The sequence below is a fragment of the Sulfitobacter maritimus genome (assembly GCF_013346665.1).
GTDB lineage: Bacteria > Pseudomonadota > Alphaproteobacteria > Rhodobacterales > Rhodobacteraceae > Sulfitobacter > Sulfitobacter maritimus.
In genome coordinates, this window is record NZ_JABVBB010000027.1 from 16649 (window position 1) to 34712 (window position 18064).

Annotated in this window: 22 protein-coding genes; 5 read left to right on the forward strand and 17 right to left on the reverse strand. The window is 59.5% G+C overall.

Translation table 11 applies throughout. The features are described 5' to 3' along the window. The first annotated feature begins 89 nt into the window (after nucleotides 1-89). Entirely contained in the window at nucleotides 90-443 is a 354-nt protein-coding gene (locus HTT03_RS07995) for a VOC family protein (RefSeq protein ID WP_174859332.1), read from the forward strand. 163 nt (nucleotides 444-606) lie between these two features. Here HTT03_RS07995 and HTT03_RS08000 read toward each other — a convergent pair whose 3' ends face one another. From HTT03_RS08000 to HTT03_RS08070, 15 genes are all read right to left on the reverse strand, one after another. Then, complete coding sequence (locus HTT03_RS08000; protein WP_174859333.1) at nucleotides 607-1683, reverse strand: TrbL/VirB6 family protein; 1077 nt, start codon at nucleotides 1681-1683, stop codon at nucleotides 607-609. Between the two features lie 12 nt (nucleotides 1684-1695). Continuing rightward, nucleotides 1696-2109, reverse strand: a complete 414-nt coding sequence (locus HTT03_RS08005) for a hypothetical protein (protein ID WP_174859334.1) — start codon at nucleotides 2107-2109, stop codon at nucleotides 1696-1698. After that, nucleotides 2106-2300, reverse strand: coding sequence for a DUF4177 domain-containing protein (locus tag HTT03_RS08010; protein WP_174859335.1), 195 nt, complete (start codon nucleotides 2298-2300; stop codon nucleotides 2106-2108). The genes HTT03_RS08005 and HTT03_RS08010 overlap by 4 nt, the downstream gene beginning before the upstream one ends. Next, nucleotides 2297-3283 carry an ATPase, T2SS/T4P/T4SS family gene (locus HTT03_RS08015; RefSeq protein ID WP_174859336.1) on the reverse strand — a complete coding sequence of 329 codons (987 nt, stop codon included), beginning with the start codon at nucleotides 3281-3283 and terminating at the stop codon, nucleotides 2297-2299. The genes HTT03_RS08010 and HTT03_RS08015 overlap by 4 nt, the downstream gene beginning before the upstream one ends. 4 nt (nucleotides 3284-3287) lie before the next feature. Then, complete coding sequence (locus tag HTT03_RS08020; protein WP_174859337.1) at nucleotides 3288-4667, reverse strand: TraB/TrbI/VirB10 family type IV secretion system protein; 1380 nt, start codon at nucleotides 4665-4667, stop codon at nucleotides 3288-3290. Further along, a complete protein-coding gene (locus HTT03_RS08025) occupies nucleotides 4664-5359 on the reverse strand; it encodes a TrbG/VirB9 family P-type conjugative transfer protein (protein ID WP_165198400.1) in 696 nt (231 codons plus the stop codon). The genes HTT03_RS08020 and HTT03_RS08025 overlap by 4 nt, the downstream gene beginning before the upstream one ends. 2 nt (nucleotides 5360-5361) lie before the next feature. Beyond that, a complete protein-coding gene (locus tag HTT03_RS08030) occupies nucleotides 5362-6018 on the reverse strand; it encodes a VirB8 family type IV secretion system protein (RefSeq protein ID WP_165198401.1) in 657 nt (218 codons plus the stop codon). A gap of 14 nt (nucleotides 6019-6032) precedes the next feature. After that, entirely contained in the window at nucleotides 6033-6842 is an 810-nt protein-coding gene (locus HTT03_RS08035) for a type IV secretion system protein (RefSeq protein WP_165198451.1), read from the reverse strand. Further along, nucleotides 6842-7996, reverse strand: coding sequence for a lytic transglycosylase domain-containing protein (locus tag HTT03_RS08040; protein WP_174859338.1), 1155 nt, complete (start codon nucleotides 7994-7996; stop codon nucleotides 6842-6844). Before HTT03_RS08040 ends, HTT03_RS08035 begins: the two co-directional genes overlap by 1 nt. Beyond that, nucleotides 7986-8153, reverse strand: a complete 168-nt coding sequence (locus HTT03_RS08045) for a hypothetical protein (protein ID WP_174859339.1) — start codon at nucleotides 8151-8153, stop codon at nucleotides 7986-7988. The genes HTT03_RS08040 and HTT03_RS08045 overlap by 11 nt, the downstream gene beginning before the upstream one ends. Next, nucleotides 8150-10513, reverse strand: a complete 2364-nt coding sequence (locus HTT03_RS08050; protein WP_174859340.1) for a VirB4 family type IV secretion/conjugal transfer ATPase — start codon at nucleotides 10511-10513, stop codon at nucleotides 8150-8152. Before HTT03_RS08050 ends, HTT03_RS08045 begins: the two co-directional genes overlap by 4 nt. After that, nucleotides 10503-10781: a VirB3 family type IV secretion system protein gene (locus tag HTT03_RS08055; protein WP_008327373.1), complete on the reverse strand. Its 279-nt coding sequence runs from the start codon at nucleotides 10779-10781 to the stop codon at nucleotides 10503-10505. The genes HTT03_RS08050 and HTT03_RS08055 overlap by 11 nt, the downstream gene beginning before the upstream one ends. Further along, nucleotides 10774-11058, reverse strand: coding sequence for a TrbC/VirB2 family protein (locus HTT03_RS08060; RefSeq protein ID WP_027246639.1), 285 nt, complete (start codon nucleotides 11056-11058; stop codon nucleotides 10774-10776). The genes HTT03_RS08055 and HTT03_RS08060 overlap by 8 nt, the downstream gene beginning before the upstream one ends. A gap of 107 nt (nucleotides 11059-11165) precedes the next feature. Then, nucleotides 11166-11786 carry a transglycosylase SLT domain-containing protein gene (locus tag HTT03_RS08065; protein WP_174859348.1) on the reverse strand — a complete coding sequence of 207 codons (621 nt, stop codon included), beginning with the start codon at nucleotides 11784-11786 and terminating at the stop codon, nucleotides 11166-11168. A gap of 43 nt (nucleotides 11787-11829) precedes the next feature. Beyond that, nucleotides 11830-12198 (reverse strand): hypothetical protein, encoded by a 369-nt coding sequence (locus tag HTT03_RS08070; protein WP_174859341.1) that lies wholly within the window; start codon nucleotides 12196-12198, stop codon nucleotides 11830-11832. Between the two features lie 142 nt (nucleotides 12199-12340). Here HTT03_RS08070 and HTT03_RS08075 point away from each other — a divergent pair, with 142 nt between their 5' ends. After that, nucleotides 12341-12661 carry a hypothetical protein gene (locus HTT03_RS08075; RefSeq protein WP_425506306.1) on the forward strand — a complete coding sequence of 107 codons (321 nt, stop codon included), beginning with the start codon at nucleotides 12341-12343 and terminating at the stop codon, nucleotides 12659-12661. A gap of 105 nt (nucleotides 12662-12766) precedes the next feature. Here HTT03_RS08075 and HTT03_RS08080 read toward each other — a convergent pair whose 3' ends face one another. Both HTT03_RS08080 and HTT03_RS08085 read right to left on the reverse strand, forming a co-directional pair. Further along, complete coding sequence (locus HTT03_RS08080) at nucleotides 12767-13774, reverse strand: alpha/beta hydrolase family protein (protein ID WP_174859342.1); 1008 nt, start codon at nucleotides 13772-13774, stop codon at nucleotides 12767-12769. A gap of 28 nt (nucleotides 13775-13802) precedes the next feature. Beyond that, on the reverse strand, nucleotides 13803-15410 hold the full coding sequence (locus tag HTT03_RS08085; protein WP_174859343.1) for an RcgA family putative transporter: 1608 nt from the start codon (nucleotides 15408-15410) through the stop codon (nucleotides 13803-13805). A 164-nt stretch (nucleotides 15411-15574) separates the two neighbouring features. On the opposite strand from HTT03_RS08085, the gene HTT03_RS08090 reads away from it, so the two are divergent. From HTT03_RS08090 to HTT03_RS08100, 3 genes are all read left to right on the forward strand, one after another. Beyond that, nucleotides 15575-15850 carry a hypothetical protein gene (locus HTT03_RS08090; protein WP_174859344.1) on the forward strand — a complete coding sequence of 92 codons (276 nt, stop codon included), beginning with the start codon at nucleotides 15575-15577 and terminating at the stop codon, nucleotides 15848-15850. 99 nt (nucleotides 15851-15949) lie between these two features. Then, the gene (locus HTT03_RS08095) at nucleotides 15950-16702 is read left to right on the forward strand and encodes a hypothetical protein (protein ID WP_174859345.1); all 753 of its coding nucleotides are present in this window, start codon (nucleotides 15950-15952) and stop codon (nucleotides 16700-16702) included. 145 nt (nucleotides 16703-16847) lie between these two features. Continuing rightward, nucleotides 16848-17891, forward strand: coding sequence for an IS5 family transposase (locus HTT03_RS08100; protein ID WP_174857890.1), 1044 nt, complete (start codon nucleotides 16848-16850; stop codon nucleotides 17889-17891). Nucleotides 17892-18064 lie beyond the last annotated feature (173 nt).

The window sequence follows — 18064 nt, forward strand, 5'->3', positions numbered from 1 at the left end:
GCCACCTCTACAGGGTCGCCGCTGCCCATATTTCAGAGGCGCAACGCTTCAGATACTTTCAGGTTGAACTAGATATTGAGAGGGAAAAAATGGCGGTATTGCGGATCGTTGCGAATGTCGCGGCAACTGCACCAGCAGAGGTGCAAGCGTTCTATATTGACCTTTTCGGGCTTGAGGTCCTGATGGACTTTGGGTGGATCGTAACACTTGGCTCCGAGGCAAGTGCGACGACCCAGATGAGCCTGATGAGTGAAGGCGGCTCGGGTGCGCCGGTGCCCGATCTTTCCATTGAGGTCGATGACGTGGACATGGTTCATGACCGGGCGAAGCAGTTGGGCTGCGAGATCATCTACGATCTGACGGACGAGCCGTGGGGCGTGCGCCGGTTCTTCGTGGCCGATCCCACCGGCAAGATTCTCAACGTCCTGTCGCACAGCTCGTGACACGACCGAACGTCCATCGCCTCCGTCCGGGGTTCGTACCGACTTCGCCATAAACGGTCGTTTTTGTCCATTTCGCCTGCCCCGCCCAAGATCAACCGCGCAGCCAAGACAAAAACCCCCGGCAAAACCTTTGCAGTTTTGGCAGGTTTTTGTCAGGTGGCTATCACCGCCGCCCCAGCCTTCCCAACCGGGCCAGTTGAGCCAGCATTTGAGACCCTGCCCCCGGTGACCCAGTGCCGCTTGCCTGACCTGTCTGTCCCATGCCTTGCCGCACTGGCATCTGCTGCACACCAAAAAACTGCCGCGCCCTGAGGGCTGCGTATTCTGCGCCACTGGCACCGCCGATCAGATAGCGGTTGTAGGCCTGCTGGCTGCCCATGGCGGCGCGGGCGAAGCTGTAACCGCCGCCTAGGCCACCGGAGAGGGCGGGCATCATGATGTTTCCCGAGATCGCACGGACGATAAAGGGTGTGGCGATGATGAAGCCCTTGGCCATGAGAACCATCATGAAGAAGGGGATGAGGGCGCCTATATTTGATGCCCCTTCCGGGTCGCCAAGCTCACCGATCAGAGCGGAAGAGACTCCAGTGATCGTTGCGAACACGCCGGCCACGACGATCGGGTAAAGCGCGAAGGAGACCAGGGCGGACAGCCAGCGTGCAAAATAGTCCTTGGTCACCTCGAAGAGAGTCAGGAAAATCATGACTGGAGCGATCCCGATCAGAAGTGCGATCATCAAACGCGAGGCCACGAGTATGAAGGCTGCGAGTCCGCCGAGAATCGAGAGCAAGAGGACCCCAACAATGTCGAGCATGGCGCCGGCCATCCAGTTCAACTCGGAACCAGCGGCGTTCAAATAGTCCCCCAACTCGGCGATCAACCGGTCGAATTCTTCGGCGAAAGTACCGGAGGGACCCGGGGTTCCACCACCGACCGAAGCCACGAGGGCACCCGCAATGCTGTCGATGCCGGCAAGGATTGCGGAGGCCAGCGCGTTGAACTGGACCCAGTTGGTCGCGAATATCCCGATCAGTCCGATCTTGACTGCGAGCCAGAAGGCCGTGCGCCCGTCCATCGCCTTGTATTGGTAGATCATGTTGAGGAAGACGAGGATCACCACCAGCGTTGTTCCCAGCATCAAAAGCGTGCCGACTGTTGCCGCAACGGACCCGAACTGGGTTTCCGCAGCGGTGTCGAGGTAGCCCTGCGAGGTTTCAACGAAGTAGGTGACGACGCTCATAACGGGGCTGCCCTACCAATTGCCCGCGGCTTCGCAGATGGCTTTGGCGGCAAGGCGGGCGGCGTTGGTGCGGCGGTTGTAGGCGTCTGAGGCCTGAAGCATCTCCCACCGTTCGTCACTGGCGTGGCGCTCACGAAACACCGCCTCGGCCGCGTCCCAAGATGGGAAGCGGATTTCACAGTCGCAGCTGCCGGTCTCGACGATGCGCTCGAGGTTTTGGGCGCGGTAGATGTCCTGGACCAACACGCGCTGATAGGCTTGGCGCAGGGGGATCTCCTGCATCCACATGGGCTCAGCGGCGCGGTCTGGACAGACGTTGAAGCTGCGCTCAAGGGTCGGCAACAGATTCCGCTCAGCGAAGGCGGGGACAGCCAGTAGGCTCAGGGCCACCCCGGTCAAAGCAAGGGTTAGCCGTGCCGGCCTCATGCCGTGGCTCCGATTGTGGTGGTTTCGCGTTTCAAGAAGACCGTGTGCCCGATATTGGCGAATTCCGAAGTGCTGATCGACACCACCTCCCACCCGTCTGCGCCCTTCTCGTTCAGGCTGGCCCGCATGTCGGCAAGGCTGGTTTTGCGGGTCATGGGAAAGGACAAGATATCGTATTCAAAGGTCTTCATGAGGAAGTTCCAATCTCAGTTGCGCCGGGGAGGTAGAATTCGGTGATGCCGCGTTTGCCGTCATGGCGGCCGGCCTGGATGATCACATCAATGGAATTTTCGATGTACTGGATCATGTCGGCATAGGTCATCGGGATTTCGGTCTTGAGGGCCGCGATCGCGAGGCGCTGCACGGCGAGTTGTGGGGTTTCCGCATGCAGCGTGGTCATCGAGCCTCCATGGCCGGTGTTGATGGCTTCCAGAAAGGTCATGGCCTCCTTGCCGCGCACCTCGCCGAGGATGATCCGGTCGGGGCGCATGCGCAGCGTGGCGGTGAGAAGCACATCGGCGGTCTGGAATTCTGCGTCGCGATTGGCGATGAGGGTCACGGCATTGGGCTGGGTCGGCAGAAGCTCGGCGGCTTCCTCGATGGTGACGATGCGTTCCTCGGATGGCACATGAGAGAGGATCTTCCGCGCGGCGACAGTCTTGCCGGTGGAAGTACCGCCCGAGACGATCATGTTGAGCTTGTTGTCTACGCAGAAGGCCAGCGCATCGTCGATGGCGCCCGCGGCCACCACCTCGCGCAGTTCCCGGGTTTTCTCGAGGCGGAGTTCTTCGAGTTTGCGTTCCTTGCCATAGAGGAAATCGAGCGCGATCCCGTCGAGTGGCAGGCTTGAAAAGAACCGAAGGCTGATCGACATGGCGGTTAGCACTGCAGGTGGAGTGATGACCTGCGCCCGGATCGGTCGCCCCTTGTAGGTGATCGAGACCGAAACGATCGGGCGATCCTTGCTCATTGTCGTGTTGGCGGAAGAGGCGATCTGGTTGCCGAGGTCTTTGACTTCTGTTGCGGTCAGCCTCTGGTCCAGCTTTCGCATGAAGTGATCGCCCTGGAATTCTCCCCAGCAGCTTCCGTTAGGATTGATGCAGATCTCGATGACATCGTCGCGGGTGGCGGCGGCGATCCTGTCGAGGGAGGTTTCGAGATAGCTTAGCGACATGGGCTCAGAATATCTCCAGATCGCGGTCGACCATGACCGTGACGCGTGCGCCTTGGTCGACATAGATGACGGGGCCGATGGAGAGGTAATCGCCGATGACGCTGTCCGTGGCATCTGCCAGATCATCGCCAACGTCTTCGAGAACGTCGGCGGCAGTCTCATCCTGAACCTCGGAGGCGGCGGCACTTGGCGCGGCCGAGATCAGCGAGATCAGGGCAGCCGACCCGAAACGCTCGGCAAAGCGTGTGTCCACAAAGCCGGTGACACCGGAGCGGCCCAATTCATCGCCCCCGAAGGAGCTGATCTGGACGGTCTGATTGTCAGGCAGGATGATCCGGTCCCAGGCGATGGTAACGCGGCGCTGCGCGATATCGACGCCAGCGCGGTAGCGCCCGATGAGGCGGGATCCGCGCGGGATCAAGAGGCGCGCGCCATCGACGCTGTAGACATCCTCGGACACCACGGCACGGGTCTGGCCGGGCAGGGAGCTGTCGAGGGCGGTTTCCATGACGGCCTGGATCATGGTGCCCTGCACGATGGTGTTGGAGGGATTGGCGATCACCTCTGCCTGCGTCACGGTGGAGGGCAACGCCCCGTTCAGCACGAAATCCGTCACCTCGCCGAAGGTGCGTTCGGTCAGAGCCGTTTCATTCGCTCCGGAGGCACCGCCAAACGCGATGGTGGGCGAGGTGATGCGCCGCTCCTGGAAGGCGCGTTCCTCCGCTGCGCGGCGTTCGAGCTCGGCCATACGCCGGGCTTCTTCCTCGCGGCGCAGTCGCTCTTGCTCGCGTGCGCGCAGCTCATCTTCCGTGGGGTCCGTTGGGGCGGGTTGCGGTCGGGTGGCCTCGAGTTGGGCCAGTTCCAGATCCATGCGGAGTTGCTCAAGGCTGCGATCCCGGGCCGTCAGTTCGTCCTGGAAACGTTGCTGTGCGGCTTCCGAGGCGGCTTGCAGCGCCGCGATCTGAGCGGTCAGCGCGTCGATCGCCTCTGCGGCGGCGGTGTCTTCCTCGACGACCGGTTCGGGGGCGTTGCGCAATTCCTCGATCTGGGCCTGCAGGGCGGTGATCTGCGCCAGAAGCTCGGCATTGGGCTCGACCGGATCGGGTGCGACGAACACGACCTCGGGCTCGGGCGGGGGCAAGGTCTCGAGGGCACCAAAGCCGTCCCCCTCGTTTTGAAACACGTCTGGCGTAGCTGTGGGGAGGGCTTCTTCTTCCTCGGGCTGGGAGAGGAGATAGAGCAGCGCTCCGCCCGCGCCGATCACGAGGACGACGACCAAAGCGAGTAGGGGAGAGCGCCGAGGGGCGGGGGGTGAGCCCGCACCTTTACCTTGTTCAAGGGCGGCGAGGCGTTTTTCGAGGTCTGCGTTTCCGGTTTCGCTCATGAGCCTACCCCCGCAGGCGGCGTTGCTTCAATGCAGACCACCTCTTCGCCAAGTCGCAGGACCCATTGGCGGTTCACGCCGCTGACGCGGATCACGCCGTCTTCAGGGGTTTGCGTGTTGACCGTGCGCTCGCGGCCGCCCGCGTAGCGGAAGATCGCGGGCACAGGCGCGTTTCTTGGAAACGCGAAATAAGTAAAGGTCCCGTCATCCCAGATGCGGGTCGGGGTGAATTCGGTGCGTGCGCTGGCGCCGTAATTGTAGTTCGGCGCTTGTGCCGCGATGGCCCGGGTCGGGCGCGCAGCGTCGTCAGGGTAGCGGAACTGCACCACGTAGAAGGTCGAACTGCGGACCTCCTGGACGTTGAAGTAGTAGCTCCGGCGGTTCGTATATACTGTCACATTGGTATGCACCCCGCGCGCCACAGGCTTGATCGCGAAGGCCTGACCGCCCGGGACGCCGTCGATCTCGAAGCCCTCGGTGTCTCCAGCGATGATCGAGCGGATGCTTTCACCCTCGCCGAACTCGATGGTGGTCACATGGGTGAGCGACACGCTGAGACGGTAGACCTGACCCTCCTGGTAGGTGGCCAAGCGCACCCGGCTGTCGTTGGGACCGCCACGCGGGATGGCTTCGGCAGAGGCGAGGCCGGGCAACAGGGCAATGACAAAAATAAGCGATCTTATAAACAACAACGTCAGTTCTCCAATCTGTCGGAACGGATGGAATATTCGAGGACGGTGAAGCCGAATGGATTGGTCCAGACCTCATCGATGGAGCGGCGGGTCTCGGGGCGGAACTCGAAGAGAAGCGTCGCAGTGAAGAGGCCGGTCTGGACTCCGTTAATGGACGTCAGGCGCTTGCGCAGGCGGACCGTCGCGCGGTTGGTTCCGATCCGGTTGATGCTGAGGATTTCCACGTCGAGTCGGGCATTGGGGCCATAGACCGTCGGCGGATAGTTCTCATTTGCGCTGTTCCAGATCTGGCGCAGCCCACTTTCGGCGGCCCCGTCCGAGCGGCGCAGGACGCTGCGGATGCGCAGATCGTTATCGAGCTGGTTGTAGACTTCGCGGTCAGTCACATAGCGGAATACTTCCGCCTCGATGATCGCCTGGTTCGCGGTCACCGAGGAAGCGCCCACCGAGGCTTCGGGGAGTGCAAAACCAGTGGCAGGATCATAGGGGACAACGACAGGCGGGGGATCGACATCGAGGATCGCGACTGCTGCTGCGCTCAGGCAGCCGATAATGCCGAAGACGAGGCCCGTCAGTCCAAGGCGCTGCCAGAGCCGTTCGCGGCGCAATGCGCCGTAGACCAGTTCTTCCTCGATGATTTCTTGTTCAGTCGCCACCATTCATGCCCCCGCGATTACTCAGCCCGCAGGTCCGGCAAGGTGAAATCCATGAACCGCTGCTCTTCGGCGATGGTGGCGGCATCGATCACGCCGCCCGTGCCATCGCCCACGGTCTGGATGGCTTCGAGCTGCCACATGGCGACCAGCGCAATGGCGAGCTCCGCGGTCACGCGCGTGTTAAGATCGATGCTTTCCTTGAGTTCGTCCATGTCGTCGATAAGCCCCACAAGGCGGTCGACCCGCTCGAGCGATTGGCCGGCATCTTCATAGCTGTTCTGGGCGGCGGCTGAGACGAGCGCGCCGGTTGTTGCCTGCGTCGCCACGCGGTTGGCTCCGGGATTTCCGCTCGTGGCCATTTCCGAGAGGGTGTCCTCGTCAAAGCCGAGGTCGGCCAGAACGCGGTCCATCTGGGTTTCGATCTCGCCTGCGCCAGAACCGGACAGGCCGGAGAAATCCCCCGTCTTGATCGCCTCAATCGTGGCGAGGATGTCGCCGAACTCCTGGTCGAGCAGGCCATTGAGTTCATCTTCCATCTCGGTGCGGATGATCTCGGGCAGTTCGGCAAGGCGGGTCAGCGCCTCGTAGGTTCTTTGCAGCTCCGCGAGTTGGTCCGTGAGTGTGGCAAGCTGTTCGCGGAGCTGCGTCAGCTGCTCGTTTTGCAGGATCTCGTCTTCGATCATCTGCCGGAGCTGCTGGATGTTTTGCGCGATGTTCTGGGTATCGACGACGGGCACGCCTTGTGCTGCGACAGGGGGTAGGGCGCTGAACTGCAAGCCAATGCCAAGCGTTGTGACCAAAGCTGTCCTCAAGAGCAGATGTCCCATCATTCAATCTCCCTGATCGTAAAATCCATGAACGCGCCTTCGGCCATGCGGGCGCTGGCCTGGGCCAGATCCTCGGCAGAAAGCACGCGGGTGCGGGCCGCCTGAAGCCGGATGCGTGCAGCGACGAGGCGCACGAGTTCGGCGCGGGCATAGGTGTTGAGTGCGATGCTTTCCTGCACGTCTTCAGTTTCGGAAATCCGTTCGACGATGTCGGAGATGCGCAGGGCGGCTTGGCGGATCGCGGCGGGTGAGTTGCTGCCATAAAAGGCCGCCCCATGACCCGTGAGCGAGAGGTTGGCATTGGCCAGAAGCGCGGGGTCGATCGTGCCAAGCGCTTCGATCCCGCCGATACGGCTCAGATAGAGATTGTAGCGTTCAGGGATGACCGACACGTAGTGCTGGGTCTCGCGGAAGGGTGGCACGCCGCCATACTCAAAAACCCGGCCGGGTCCGGCGTTATAGGCTGCGAGGGCGTTGATGATGTTGCCATCGAATGTGTTGAGCTGGGTCGCGAGATAGCGCGCGCCGCCATGCACCTGCAGGTAGGGGCTATCATAGTATTCCGGGTTGATGCCGAGATCGCTGGCCGTGCCCGGCATGATCTGGGTGAGACCATAGGCACCGACGGGAGACCGTGCCCCAATCGTAAACCGGCTTTCCTGCCAGATGAGCGCTTGCAGCAACGCGCGCCATTGGACGGGGGAGAGACCCGCGCGGCCAACACCGGCAAAGCCGCTGGTCTCCTGAGCCACGCGGATGATGAGCTGCTCGATGGTCTCAGATGCGTCCCCGAACATCTGCGCACCGCCTGGATTGGGATCGATCTCGCCCGTGCCATAGACGGCTTCCACCGAGCGGTCGGGATCCCCGCTGCCGCTTTCCATCCCCGAGACCATCGCCGGCAGGCCCTGACCGCCGAAGCTGGTCTGGGCATCGAGGATGCGTCGGAGGGTTTCAAGCTGCTCCCGTTCGATCTCGACGATAAGTTCGCGCACTGCAAGCTTGTCGGCCTGAACAGCCAAGTCTGCCTCGCGATCGCCGGTCTCGACGATGTCACGCGCGGTCAGCCCACTGTCATTGGTCGGCACGCCTTGAGACAAGGCGAGACCAGGCAACAGGCAAAACGCGAGAATATGAGGCAGGCTAGACTTCAATGTCGCCCTCCAGGGTGCCAAGGGGCGTGAAGTCACAATCAGGCGCGACGGGTGCCGTGGACGCAAGGAATGTGAAGCAGTTCACCTGCGGCTCCTGGTACTGGGTGCAGGAGGCCAAAACGCCGAGCGCGGCGAGAAGAAACAGGATACGGATCATGAAAGCCTCCAGAAGTCCGGGCGGTCGCGGTAATCGGCGCCGACAAGCGCTTCGCCCTTTTCCATGCCGCCAAGGATCGTGAGATTGGGCCCAAGGGCGCTCAGATCGGCATCGACCACGATCGAGCCCTGATCGTCGCGGATCAGCGCCAAGCGGCTGTTGCTGCCCGTGTTGAGAAGGACGTCGAGCTCCTTCTCCGTGAGGTTCAGCATGGCGTAGTCCGCAGGCTGCGCGCGGATATTGGGCAGCAGGATCTGCGTCGGCACCGCCTCGACGATGGTCTTGCCGGTCCGGGTGCGCTCAAGCTGGCTTGCGTATTGCGTCATCATCACCGCGACGGTGTTCTGCTTGCGCGCGGTGACCAGCCAATTCGACAGCCGCTCGGCGAAATATGCGTTATCGAGGGCCTTCCAGGCCTCGTCGATCACGATGATGGTGGGGCGGCGGTCCTCAATCTCGCGCTCGACCCTGCGGAAGAGATAGGAGAGGACGGCCATCCGCTCCTTGTCGGCCTCGCTGTCGAGGATGCCGGTCAGATCGAAGCCCACCACATCGCCTTTGAGCGAGAAGGTGTCCTCGAGGCTCTGCCCGAAGATCCAGCCATAGCGGCCGTCTTCGGTCCACTCGTGCAGGCGCTGGTGCAGATCGCCGCCATCATCGGTGGACACAAAAAGCGATGCGAAATCCCGCCAGTTCCGCAAGGCGGGGTTTGTGGCCTGGGCATTCTGGCGCACGACCTCCTGGATGCGGTTGGTCTGCGCAGGGGTCAGGGGCTTGTCGGCGCGGTAGAGCAGGGTTGTGAGCCAATCCGAGAGCCATGCGGTGCCGCGCGCATCGGTCTCTGTCCAGAGCGGGTTGAGACCCGTGGGCTGGCCGGCGTTCAGGGAGGCGTAGCGCCCGCCATTGGCGCGCACCGCCATCTCCATGCCAAGACGGTAATCGAAGACGAAGATCCGCGCCCCTGCGCGACGGGCTTGCGTCATTAGAAAGGCCGAAAGCACCGATTTGCCCGAGCCGGGCCGCCCCATGATCAGGGTATGCCCGCTGGTGGGTTCTTTGTCGGGCGAACCTTGCTCGTGATAGGAAAACCGATAGGCGCTCTGCTCCGGCGTGGGCAAATATGTGACGACCCGGCCCCAAGGGGTAAGTGCTTCGGGTTTGCCAAGCTGCGTTCTATGGAAGGCCGCGAAATCCGCAAAATTGCGATTGGTGACGGCACTGGCGCGGACGCGCTTGGGCTGGTTGCCGGGGTGCTGGCTGAGATAATGCGCCTTGGCCGCGACCCGCTCGCCGATCATTTTCACGCCCTCGGTCGCGGCGGCGTTCACGATCTCCGCGCTGAGGGTTTGCAGCTCTTCGAGCGTTTCGCAGAATAGTGTGACGACCATATGATGCTCGCCGAAGCTTTGGCGCTTGGCCTCGAGATCATCGGCGGCGATATCGAGGGCTTCCAAGAGCGAGAGGGCCGCGTCCTGGCTGGCCTGCATCTGGCGCTTTTGCCGCTTGATGCGGCCTGCCATGAGGTTCGAGTTGATAGGCGTGAAGGAATGCGTGACGATCATGTCGACCGGCAGGTTCAGCATGTCGAACATGGTGCAGGAGGTGCCTTCCGAGTATTCCCCGATGGTGAAACTCTTGCCGTAGCGATGGCCCACGACGCCTTCGGAAAGCTCGAAATGGTCGCTGTGAAACGTCACGCGGGTATTGGCGACGTTGAAGGACAAAAAGCCGTAGGTGTTGGCCGGGTAGAGCGGCAGCTCGGTGCCCGTGTTGAGCGCGCCCAGAAACCCCACCAATTCCCCCGATTCAGCCGACAGCAGGCGCGGTTTGAGCTCGGTGAGGCCCGAGAGGAAGACGTTTACGGCCTCGCCCAGGCGCTGCAGGCGTTTGCGGGTCTCCTCCTTCAGTCGGTCCGGCGCGCTGCGGCTGAGGAACGGCAGGAGACTTTTCGGCGGCGGGCGGTGAATGACGGTGAGCGTCAGTGTTTTGTCGCGGAGCCCGCTGGTCTCGAGTTTCGCGCGCCAGCGCCGGTCCACCTCGCCCGCGAAGCTGTCCTCGCGCAGCGGCTCGAGGTCCGGCGTGATCGCCTTCGAGACCTTATGGACGTAATAGCTGAACTCCGGCCCCAATTGCGCAATGATCCGGGCAAAGAGCGCGGTCACCTTGTCGAGATAGGCGTCATCGGTCGTGTAGCTATTGACCCCGTCGAGCCGGATGCACTGGAAAAGCTCGTTGACCCGGGTCCGCACGGTCTGGTCATCGACGAGGCTCACATAGGGCAGCATGTGCGCGAGGCGGGTCTCGTGCGCGTACCAGTCCGGCGTCATCGTGCGGAGATCAAGCGCGGCTTCACGGGGCATAGCTGTCCCCGCCGTGGATGGAGCGGTTCCGCGTGGGCGGCGTCTCTTGCAGCGCCGTCATCATCACGTCGATGAAACGGGGATCCCAGTCCGCGGCCTTCCAGAGAACCGGGTAGAGCAGGGCGGCCACGCCCAGCACCGCAATGTGCTGGACCCAGACGAACAAGAGCACCGAGCCGAAAAGCCAGACCATCGCGTACATGATGGGCAGGCCCAGAAGCTTGGGCGGGCGCACGAGGCCGAGAAAGAGAGGCGAGCGCTCAGCCACCGGCAAAGACAGCGGCAACGATGGTGGGAGCGGCGGCGACACCGGCGATACCAACAAGCACCCAGAGTGCCTGGCGCAGATCGATGATGTTGAAAAACCAGCTCAAGAAAACGCCAAGGACTGCGAGTGTGGCGATCACCACTCCGAGCGGGCCAGTCAGAGCATCGACAATGCCCTGCAATAAGCTTTGGATCGGGGAGAGATCGATGCTTTGGGCAAGGGCGGGCTCGGCAATGAGCAGGAATAGCGCCAGTGAGGCGACAAAGAGGTTTGAAATCCAACTTGTTTGGAAAAAGCGGTATCGCCAATGCACTGCCGCGCTGCGCGCTCTCGTGACATTGCCGATAAGTGTTTTAAGGAATGATTTCCAAAAAGGTTGGGACATCATGAATTTGATCCTTCCAATCGGGCGGCCACTGCCATCACGCGGGCCACATGGTTCTGGGTTTCTCGGTAGGGGGGAATGCCGCCATATTGGCGCACGGCGTCGGGTCCGGCGTTGTAAGCGGCCAGCGCCAGGCGCGGATCGCCGAACGTCTCGAGCATCATCGCGAGGTAGCGGGCGGAACCGTCGAGGTTCTGCATCGGGTCCTCCGGATTGACGTCGAGATCACGCGCGGTTGCTGGCATCAGTTGACCCAGACCAATGGCGCCCGCGGTTGAGATCGCATCCTGCCGGTAGGCGCTCTCAACCTCGATGTTGGCCCGGTAGAGAGCCAGCCAATCCCTCACGGAGAGCTCTACGTGGCGCAAACCAGGATGATTGGCATAGCGCAGGGCCGTTGCCTCGATGTCTAAGAGAACGTCTGCGCGGGGCAGGGGTGCTGGCTGGGCGAGTGCCGCAAGCTGCAGCGCGTCAGGTTTGGTCGCTGCTTCCGTCTCACCAATAATGGCCAAACCATCGGACGCCGATCCCTGACCAACGCCGTCATTGTAATTCCGGGCAAAACCGCTCTGAGACTGGGATGGGGTCAGAGAGCCGTCGCTCTCCATGACCAGAACGATTTGCGCGGAGGCTGGCGCGGCGACCAGCCAGAGACAGACGAACTTAGTTGCCAGCGCCCTTGTCTGATGGGGCTTTGTCTGGCGGGGCGAGTTTATGCGTACGGCTTGTACCCGCCTCAAGGGGCAGGTCGACATGCGCAAAGCCAAGGCCAATGAAGAAAGACACCACGCCGGAGATCGTCTTGAACTCGCGGATCTTGATATCGTTGTAGCTCGTCCGCGTGCGGGCGGTGACGAGGAGCTTTTCCACCCCATCATCAGAGACAACGCGCATGATCCAGACCCCGTAATAGCTGGGGCCTTTCTTATGTGCGGACTCCTGGCACAGGATTTCTGCGCTATAGCCGCTTTCCACGAGCTCGCGGAACCTAGCTTCCGTAACCACATTTGGTGCTTCTATGTCCCAGTTCATGGCCCGGCTCACGCTTTCTCCAAAGACGCAACACCCGGGCACTGCTACTTGATGCCTAGGGTTACGATAGTATACTTATAACCGCAATAGTATATTATAATTTTCGCGGTATACGTTAATCCGATACCTTTAGGCACGTAACATGCACTCGTTCAAGGATTTAAGCGGCTTTTGCTACCTTCGGTTGCGCATCCTACCTTTGATGCGCACATTCGTTCTGCTGTCGCTCGTCGGTTGTCCGGCGCTTGCCGGTTCATGCATACCCCCGCCTCGGCCATTTGTTCCAAGAGATCCGAAGGTTGCCACGGAATTTATGGACATCCTCCGTCATGATTTCGAGCTCTACTTCCGCGACATACAGAATTATTTTCGCTGCCTCGACGAGGAGCGTGCTCGCGCCTTTGACGAAGCGCGCGAAGTCAGCGAGGAATATGGACGCTTCTTGGGCTCGCTTCACCAATAACTTCGGGGCGAACCTTTTGGTCCGAGTCGCGCGGGTTCCGAATTCGATAACTGGACTACGAGCGAAATTCAGCCGAGAACCCGTTCGAGTTCCGTCGTCAGCGGCTTAGGGGCCGGGTTTCAACAAGCGAGCCACGCTTCGGCCGGCCGACACAATGTAGGGCGGCATGGACAGCGAATAGTGGCCGCAATTCAGTTCCAATATGCTGGGCCCGGCTCCGGCGTCCTTCAGCCCTTGAATCAGCCTTTCAGAAAGCTCTGGCAGCACCACCTTGTCTCGCTTGGCCAATACCACCTGTAGTTCGAGATTGTCCCGCGCCAGATGATGCGCATGGTTCACCAAGTTTAGTGGTCCCCAAGCCCTTCTGAGGTCGCCCAATTCGATCACGGGTTGAAGGCTCTCGCAAATCGTTCGCGTTGCGCGCCCGCTCCACACCATGTCAGCAAGACTTCCGGCCGTGAGGAATAGCGCAGCTTTTGAAACAGTTTTGTCATGAGCAGCAATCAACCCGGCAACCCAGGAACCCAGACTCATTCCGAGTACAGAAATCTCTTTATAACCTTGCTCCTTTAGCCACCGTATAAGCTTTCGACCATCCCATACCGCCTGTCTCACGGATTGAGTCGTCCGTCCGAGATTCGGGCTTAGCATGTAGTCGGCATAATCGGCGCCGGGACGGCTACGTTCGAAGTGATACGGCAGTGCCATCTCGACTACCGTGATCCCACGCCGGGAGAAAAAGTTCGCCATCTGTTGATACCGCGCGCTTGCATTCCAATGGTGAAACACAACCAAAGCTTTATCGAATGATCTGCTTTCTGTTACTTTCGCCCAGACGAGATTGTTCTCTGCGACGTCAGTAGAAATTCCTGAAGGAAATTTGGCCCAATCTCCTTTGCGTTCGACGACCAAGTCGTTGTTACCCGGTTCATCGAAATAGGTTGGGTCCTCAACAGCCTGGTCTGCAAGTTGACAGAAGGCCTCGATACCTGCCGGATGTCCGGAGCCAGGGAAGGCAAGTTCAGTGTCCAGAGCGAAATCTGTCCGCCTCTTTACTTCGTCCCCCCGCTCTGCGCGTCGCTCATCCCAACGATCGAGCCAGCTATGATACACTTTGTTTGTCTCCTTGGTCAGTCGCCCGTCATGTATCGATGCTTGGATAAATCAGGCCGTAGATTGCAGACAGCAGCCCGATGCACAGCAAGATCGAGAAACCAGCGATTGCACCGATCAGGACGTAGACGATGATCAGCAGGGCGACGAGCGCCAACATGATTCCCAATTCTCTCTGATTTCGACCATGTCCAATGTCTCCTTGCTGACGCAACGCGGCGTGGACTCGAACAAGCCCATATAAGAACACAGTGCAGGTCGCCAATACGATCAGCAGGCTGCTATAGTTCGTCGGCATGCTGTATTCGAACCAGTCGCTTGCCTTCTCATGATTTCCCAAGACTGACAGGAAATCGCGAGTCAACCAACCCGCCATGGTCGATTCACTTGAAAGCATAAAAGTGCTTTGGAGCTTCATGCATAAGGCAATCAAGAGTCCCAGAATACAGCACCGGAAAATCCCGCGCATGATTTTGAGATCGAGTTGATTGGACTGCCAGTGATATTCTCCATCTACCCCAGGTTCAGGATCTCGTCCAAGTTCCCAAAAATCGTATACAATTGTGAAGAGCAAAATGAGCCCCGCAAAGAAGAGATAAAATACCACACCCATGTAGAGATAGGCGAACCCGGTGAACGCAACCGCCTCCGGTATCGAAATGACGTGGGGGCGCTCAATCGCCAACCGAGCCCATTCCACCGGGTAATTGCCAGCATCGCGGGTCAGTAATGGGGTTAAACACCTATCGATCCACTGAAGAACAGTAGCTATAGGTAAGCAAACAAGAAAGGCTGCCCAATACGTCACCGAAAAGGCCGCGACTTTTCGCATCCACATGTCGTCATTTGCGATCCCTTCACCTTCAAGGTTTAACTGTGACCGCCTTGCGCCTCTCCAAAAGACCACTAAATCGCGCACGAATACGAAGTATAGCGGCATGAGCACCATGAAGAGGAGTGTCCAGTTCGGCGCCCATAGGTATCCAACCTGCTTAATCACACCATTCGCCTGCGGATAAACAATGCTGTGAATGCCCAAAAAATAAGAGGAAAATCCAAGGGCCACGGCCCCTGCGAACACCGATGCCGACAAATCCAAAGGGGATCCCCGGTTGAACACGGCCTCCGATGTCCTCGCCAGGCTAAATCCCGGCCTCGGCGAAATAACATCACTTTTGTGCGCCAACGGTGACGGAACCACGGTACCAACATCGATTGCCGCGTTCTGAACCGTATCTGGAGGAGTATGCGCATCGTGGCCGTCTGACCCCGCACGCAGCGCTCGCCTCTTGGCTACCAATCGGGCCCGGGCCACACTAAGTTCCGTCTGCCACTCGCTGGTCGCCTTCGGATCATCACACCCAAACACCCTTGCCAGCCATCGAATGTTCTCGGCGCTGATTCCTTTCTCGTTGTCTTGGTACCAAAGCTGCACTGTTCGTAGCTCGATCCCGGACCGGTTGGCTTCGATCTGAGTGATTGCGGTAGCAAGAAGCTCGGGTGTCCACGGTCCCAAGGGTATCCCATCTTTGTCAGTAGGCCGACCCGCTCCGGCCGCGCTCAACCGTCTGAACAACTCCTTAAAGTCACTTCCGTCATCCAACGGAGGAACAAAGTATTTTCCATTTTTTATCAAGGGCGTACCGTTGTTCGTTTCGTTCTATTTCGCTGGCGTTCGCTTCGTATCGTGAATTCGCGGCTCACGACAGTGCAACTACAGGCAGTGTGATTCGATCGCCATCCACTGGGCCAGAAAATGGCTGACGTGATCGAAATCCTGCTCGGTCGTTGCAAACTGGAATGAAGAACGTGGTGAGACTGTTGAAAGAAGAAGCAGAGCCCATAGCCCGATTGTTTGGAAATGATCGGGAGCGCACGGTTGGATGGGTATACCTGTGGAATTCCTCTGAGTTGTCGGTGCTCTGGCTGGACGAGCAGGTGCCTGCCGGTTCTATCGAGCCGCCGCTTCATCCCGAAGTGCTGGCAGAGGCAAAATCGTCGACACCAGTGAAAGTGATCGAGTACCTCGGAGCGCTTTCGAGTGGCGGCGAGCATACCCAAACTAGCAGGCCTTGATAGTCATCGGAGCAGGTCTTTCAAAAATATACTATTGGTGTAATGAATATAAAATATCCAGAGAGACCGTCAACCTGCCAAAACTGTAGGAGAGTACTCATGCCCAAAGCGCTTACTCGTTTCGTCGTCCTTGTCGCTCTTGGCTCCACATCTTTTTTCGGAACGGTCGAGCGGAGTAGGGCGCAAACTTATCCGATCGATTGCGCGATCCTGCTTTGTCTCTCGGGCGGCTGGCCCGCGTCAGCGCCATGCTCACGCGCCCGCGCTGAATTCATTCGAAGAATAACACCCTGGCCGGTAGAGCCTCCGTTGCAGATATGGCGTTGTCCGATGAGAGCATCCCATGACATCAATGGCACTGGTAAAGATGGCGGCCGTATCTTCGACATTCTGTTCGATAGACCGCGTCATCCGCTGCTCCGGACGATTACCGTTGCCCCATCTCAGGAAGTCGGCCTGTCATCGACGAGCGTGTTCCCGGCGGAAAGGGTTGAAACGGCGGATAAGAGGAGTGACTTTTCTATTACGCTTGGTCAAGAACGCGCCGACATCGACATCAGCGGTCCGGAGTTTAACTTCGTGCGTTCGATACGAATCTTTGATGTGCGTCACGCTCGACAATACGAGGCAGGCAGCGAGGGGGACTGCGAGCGGAGCGCGGTCGTTGTACTTGGAACTTATGGAGTACAAGGAGACTTCTCTTGGCAGCGTTCATCAATTGGAACCTTGCCGAAAGATCATGTAGGGCTGGAGAGATGGGGCGACAATTGTCCGAGCGTCCGCCACCGTTCGGTGTTTGTCGAGTGGCGGGATTACGAGGGCAGATATGGCTACGAGCAGGTCAACTACTGAGCCCACTCGGGAAAAAAAGCCATTTGCTTTAAATGGGAACTCACGCCTAAAGGCAATTTTCTAAGTTATGGGCACCTCTAAAAATTGCCCCAACCCCGGTGCTGCGTTATCTTTGATGGGACGAACCGGCACAGGGGAGACGGCAATGACGCAGATGGGTTTCTTTGATCTTTCCGACCGCTATGCGAGCCTTGACGCGAAGAAGGACCCATTGGTTGAGATCGATGCGGTCGTGCCGTGGGAGGAGTTTCGTTCTATTTTGGATGAGGTTTGGCGCAAGCCTGATGCGGAGCGCAAGTCGCGCGCAGGCCGCAAGCCGATGGACACTGTGCTGATGTTCAAGACGCTGGTGCTGAGCGCACTCTACAACCTGTCGGACGATCAGATCGAATATCAGGTCCGTGACCGGCTGTCCTTTATGAGGTTTCTGGGACTTAGCCTTGCGGACCGGGTGCCGGATGCAAAGACGGTGTGGCTGTATCGCGATGCGCTGGCGCAGGCGGGCAAGGTGGAAGAGCTGTTTCGTCAATTTGACGGGTATTTGGCGCGGCAGGGGTATATCGCTCGGGGTGGGCAAATTCTTGATGCCTCTATTGTGGCGGTGCCGCGCAATCACAACACGCGCGACGAGAACGCGTCAATCAAGAAGGGCGAGAACCCCGAGCATTGGGAAAACAAGCCCGCCAAGCGCAGCCAGAAGGACGTGGACGCGCGCTGGACGAAAAAGCACGGCAAGAGCCATTACGGCTACAAGAACCATGTGAACGTCGACCGAAAGCACAAGCTGGTCCGGCGCTATCACGTCAGCGATGCCGCGCTGCATGACAGTCAAGCGGTGGATCACCTGCTGATGCGAGGCAATACCGGCTCCGGTGTGTGGGCGGATGCGGCCTATCGGTCCGAGGAGACGGAGGCGAAATTGCGCGCGCGGAAGCTGAAAAGTCACATCCACCGTAAGGGGAAACGCGGCAAACCTCTCACAGATCAGGCCAAGGGCAGCAATCGGACCAAATCCACCGTTCGGGTCCGGGTGGAACATGTATTCGGCGCACAGACCAACGACATGGGTGGCACCCTTGTGCGTAGCATTGGTCTGGTGCGAGCCAAGGCCAGGATCGGGATGAAGAACCTCGCATATAACATGCGACGCCTCGTTCAACTGCGCCGCATCAACCCGTGTCCGGCGTGAATACCGGGCGATCCAAGAACCGATCACGCGTCAAAGCATGACAAACAAGGCTTGAAGGCCGCAATACAGCGGCTGCGAGGCTCTGCCAATTGCCAGACGAAAGCCACGATCCTGCTTCAGGCCGCCCGCACCGCCAAACTACCAAAAATTGTTCAAAAATCGAGGTGCCCTTA

Bases quoted from the DNA above. Each gene is read 5' to 3' on its own strand.
- HTT03_RS07995 (WP_174859332.1), top strand. From the start codon at position 90: ATGGCGGTATTGCGGATCGTTGCGAATGTCGCGGCAACTGCACCAGCA.
- HTT03_RS08000 (WP_174859333.1), bottom strand. From the start codon at position 1,683: ATGAGCGTCGTCACCTACTTCGTTGAAACCTCGCAGGGCTACCTCGAC.
- HTT03_RS08005 (WP_174859334.1), bottom strand. From the start codon at position 2,109: ATGAGGCCGGCACGGCTAACCCTTGCTTTGACCGGGGTGGCCCTGAGC.
- HTT03_RS08010 (WP_174859335.1), bottom strand. From the start codon at position 2,300: ATGAAGACCTTTGAATACGATATCTTGTCCTTTCCCATGACCCGCAAA.
- HTT03_RS08015 (WP_174859336.1), bottom strand. From the start codon at position 3,283: ATGTCGCTAAGCTATCTCGAAACCTCCCTCGACAGGATCGCCGCCGCC.
- HTT03_RS08020 (WP_174859337.1), bottom strand. From the start codon at position 4,667: ATGAGCGAAACCGGAAACGCAGACCTCGAAAAACGCCTCGCCGCCCTT.
- HTT03_RS08030 (WP_165198401.1), bottom strand. From the start codon at position 6,018: ATGGTGGCGACTGAACAAGAAATCATCGAGGAAGAACTGGTCTACGGC.
- HTT03_RS08035 (WP_165198451.1), bottom strand. From the start codon at position 6,842: ATGGGACATCTGCTCTTGAGGACAGCTTTGGTCACAACGCTTGGCATT.
- HTT03_RS08045 (WP_174859339.1), bottom strand. From the start codon at position 8,153: ATGATCCGTATCCTGTTTCTTCTCGCCGCGCTCGGCGTTTTGGCCTCC.
- HTT03_RS08050 (WP_174859340.1), bottom strand. From the start codon at position 10,513: ATGCCCCGTGAAGCCGCGCTTGATCTCCGCACGATGACGCCGGACTGG.
- HTT03_RS08070 (WP_174859341.1), bottom strand. From the start codon at position 12,198: ATGAACTGGGACATAGAAGCACCAAATGTGGTTACGGAAGCTAGGTTC.
- HTT03_RS08075 (WP_425506306.1), top strand. From the start codon at position 12,341: ATGCACTCGTTCAAGGATTTAAGCGGCTTTTGCTACCTTCGGTTGCGC.
- HTT03_RS08090 (WP_174859344.1), top strand. From the start codon at position 15,575: ATGAAGAACGTGGTGAGACTGTTGAAAGAAGAAGCAGAGCCCATAGCC.
- HTT03_RS08095 (WP_174859345.1), top strand. From the start codon at position 15,950: ATGCCCAAAGCGCTTACTCGTTTCGTCGTCCTTGTCGCTCTTGGCTCC.
- HTT03_RS08100 (WP_174857890.1), top strand. From the start codon at position 16,848: ATGACGCAGATGGGTTTCTTTGATCTTTCCGACCGCTATGCGAGCCTT.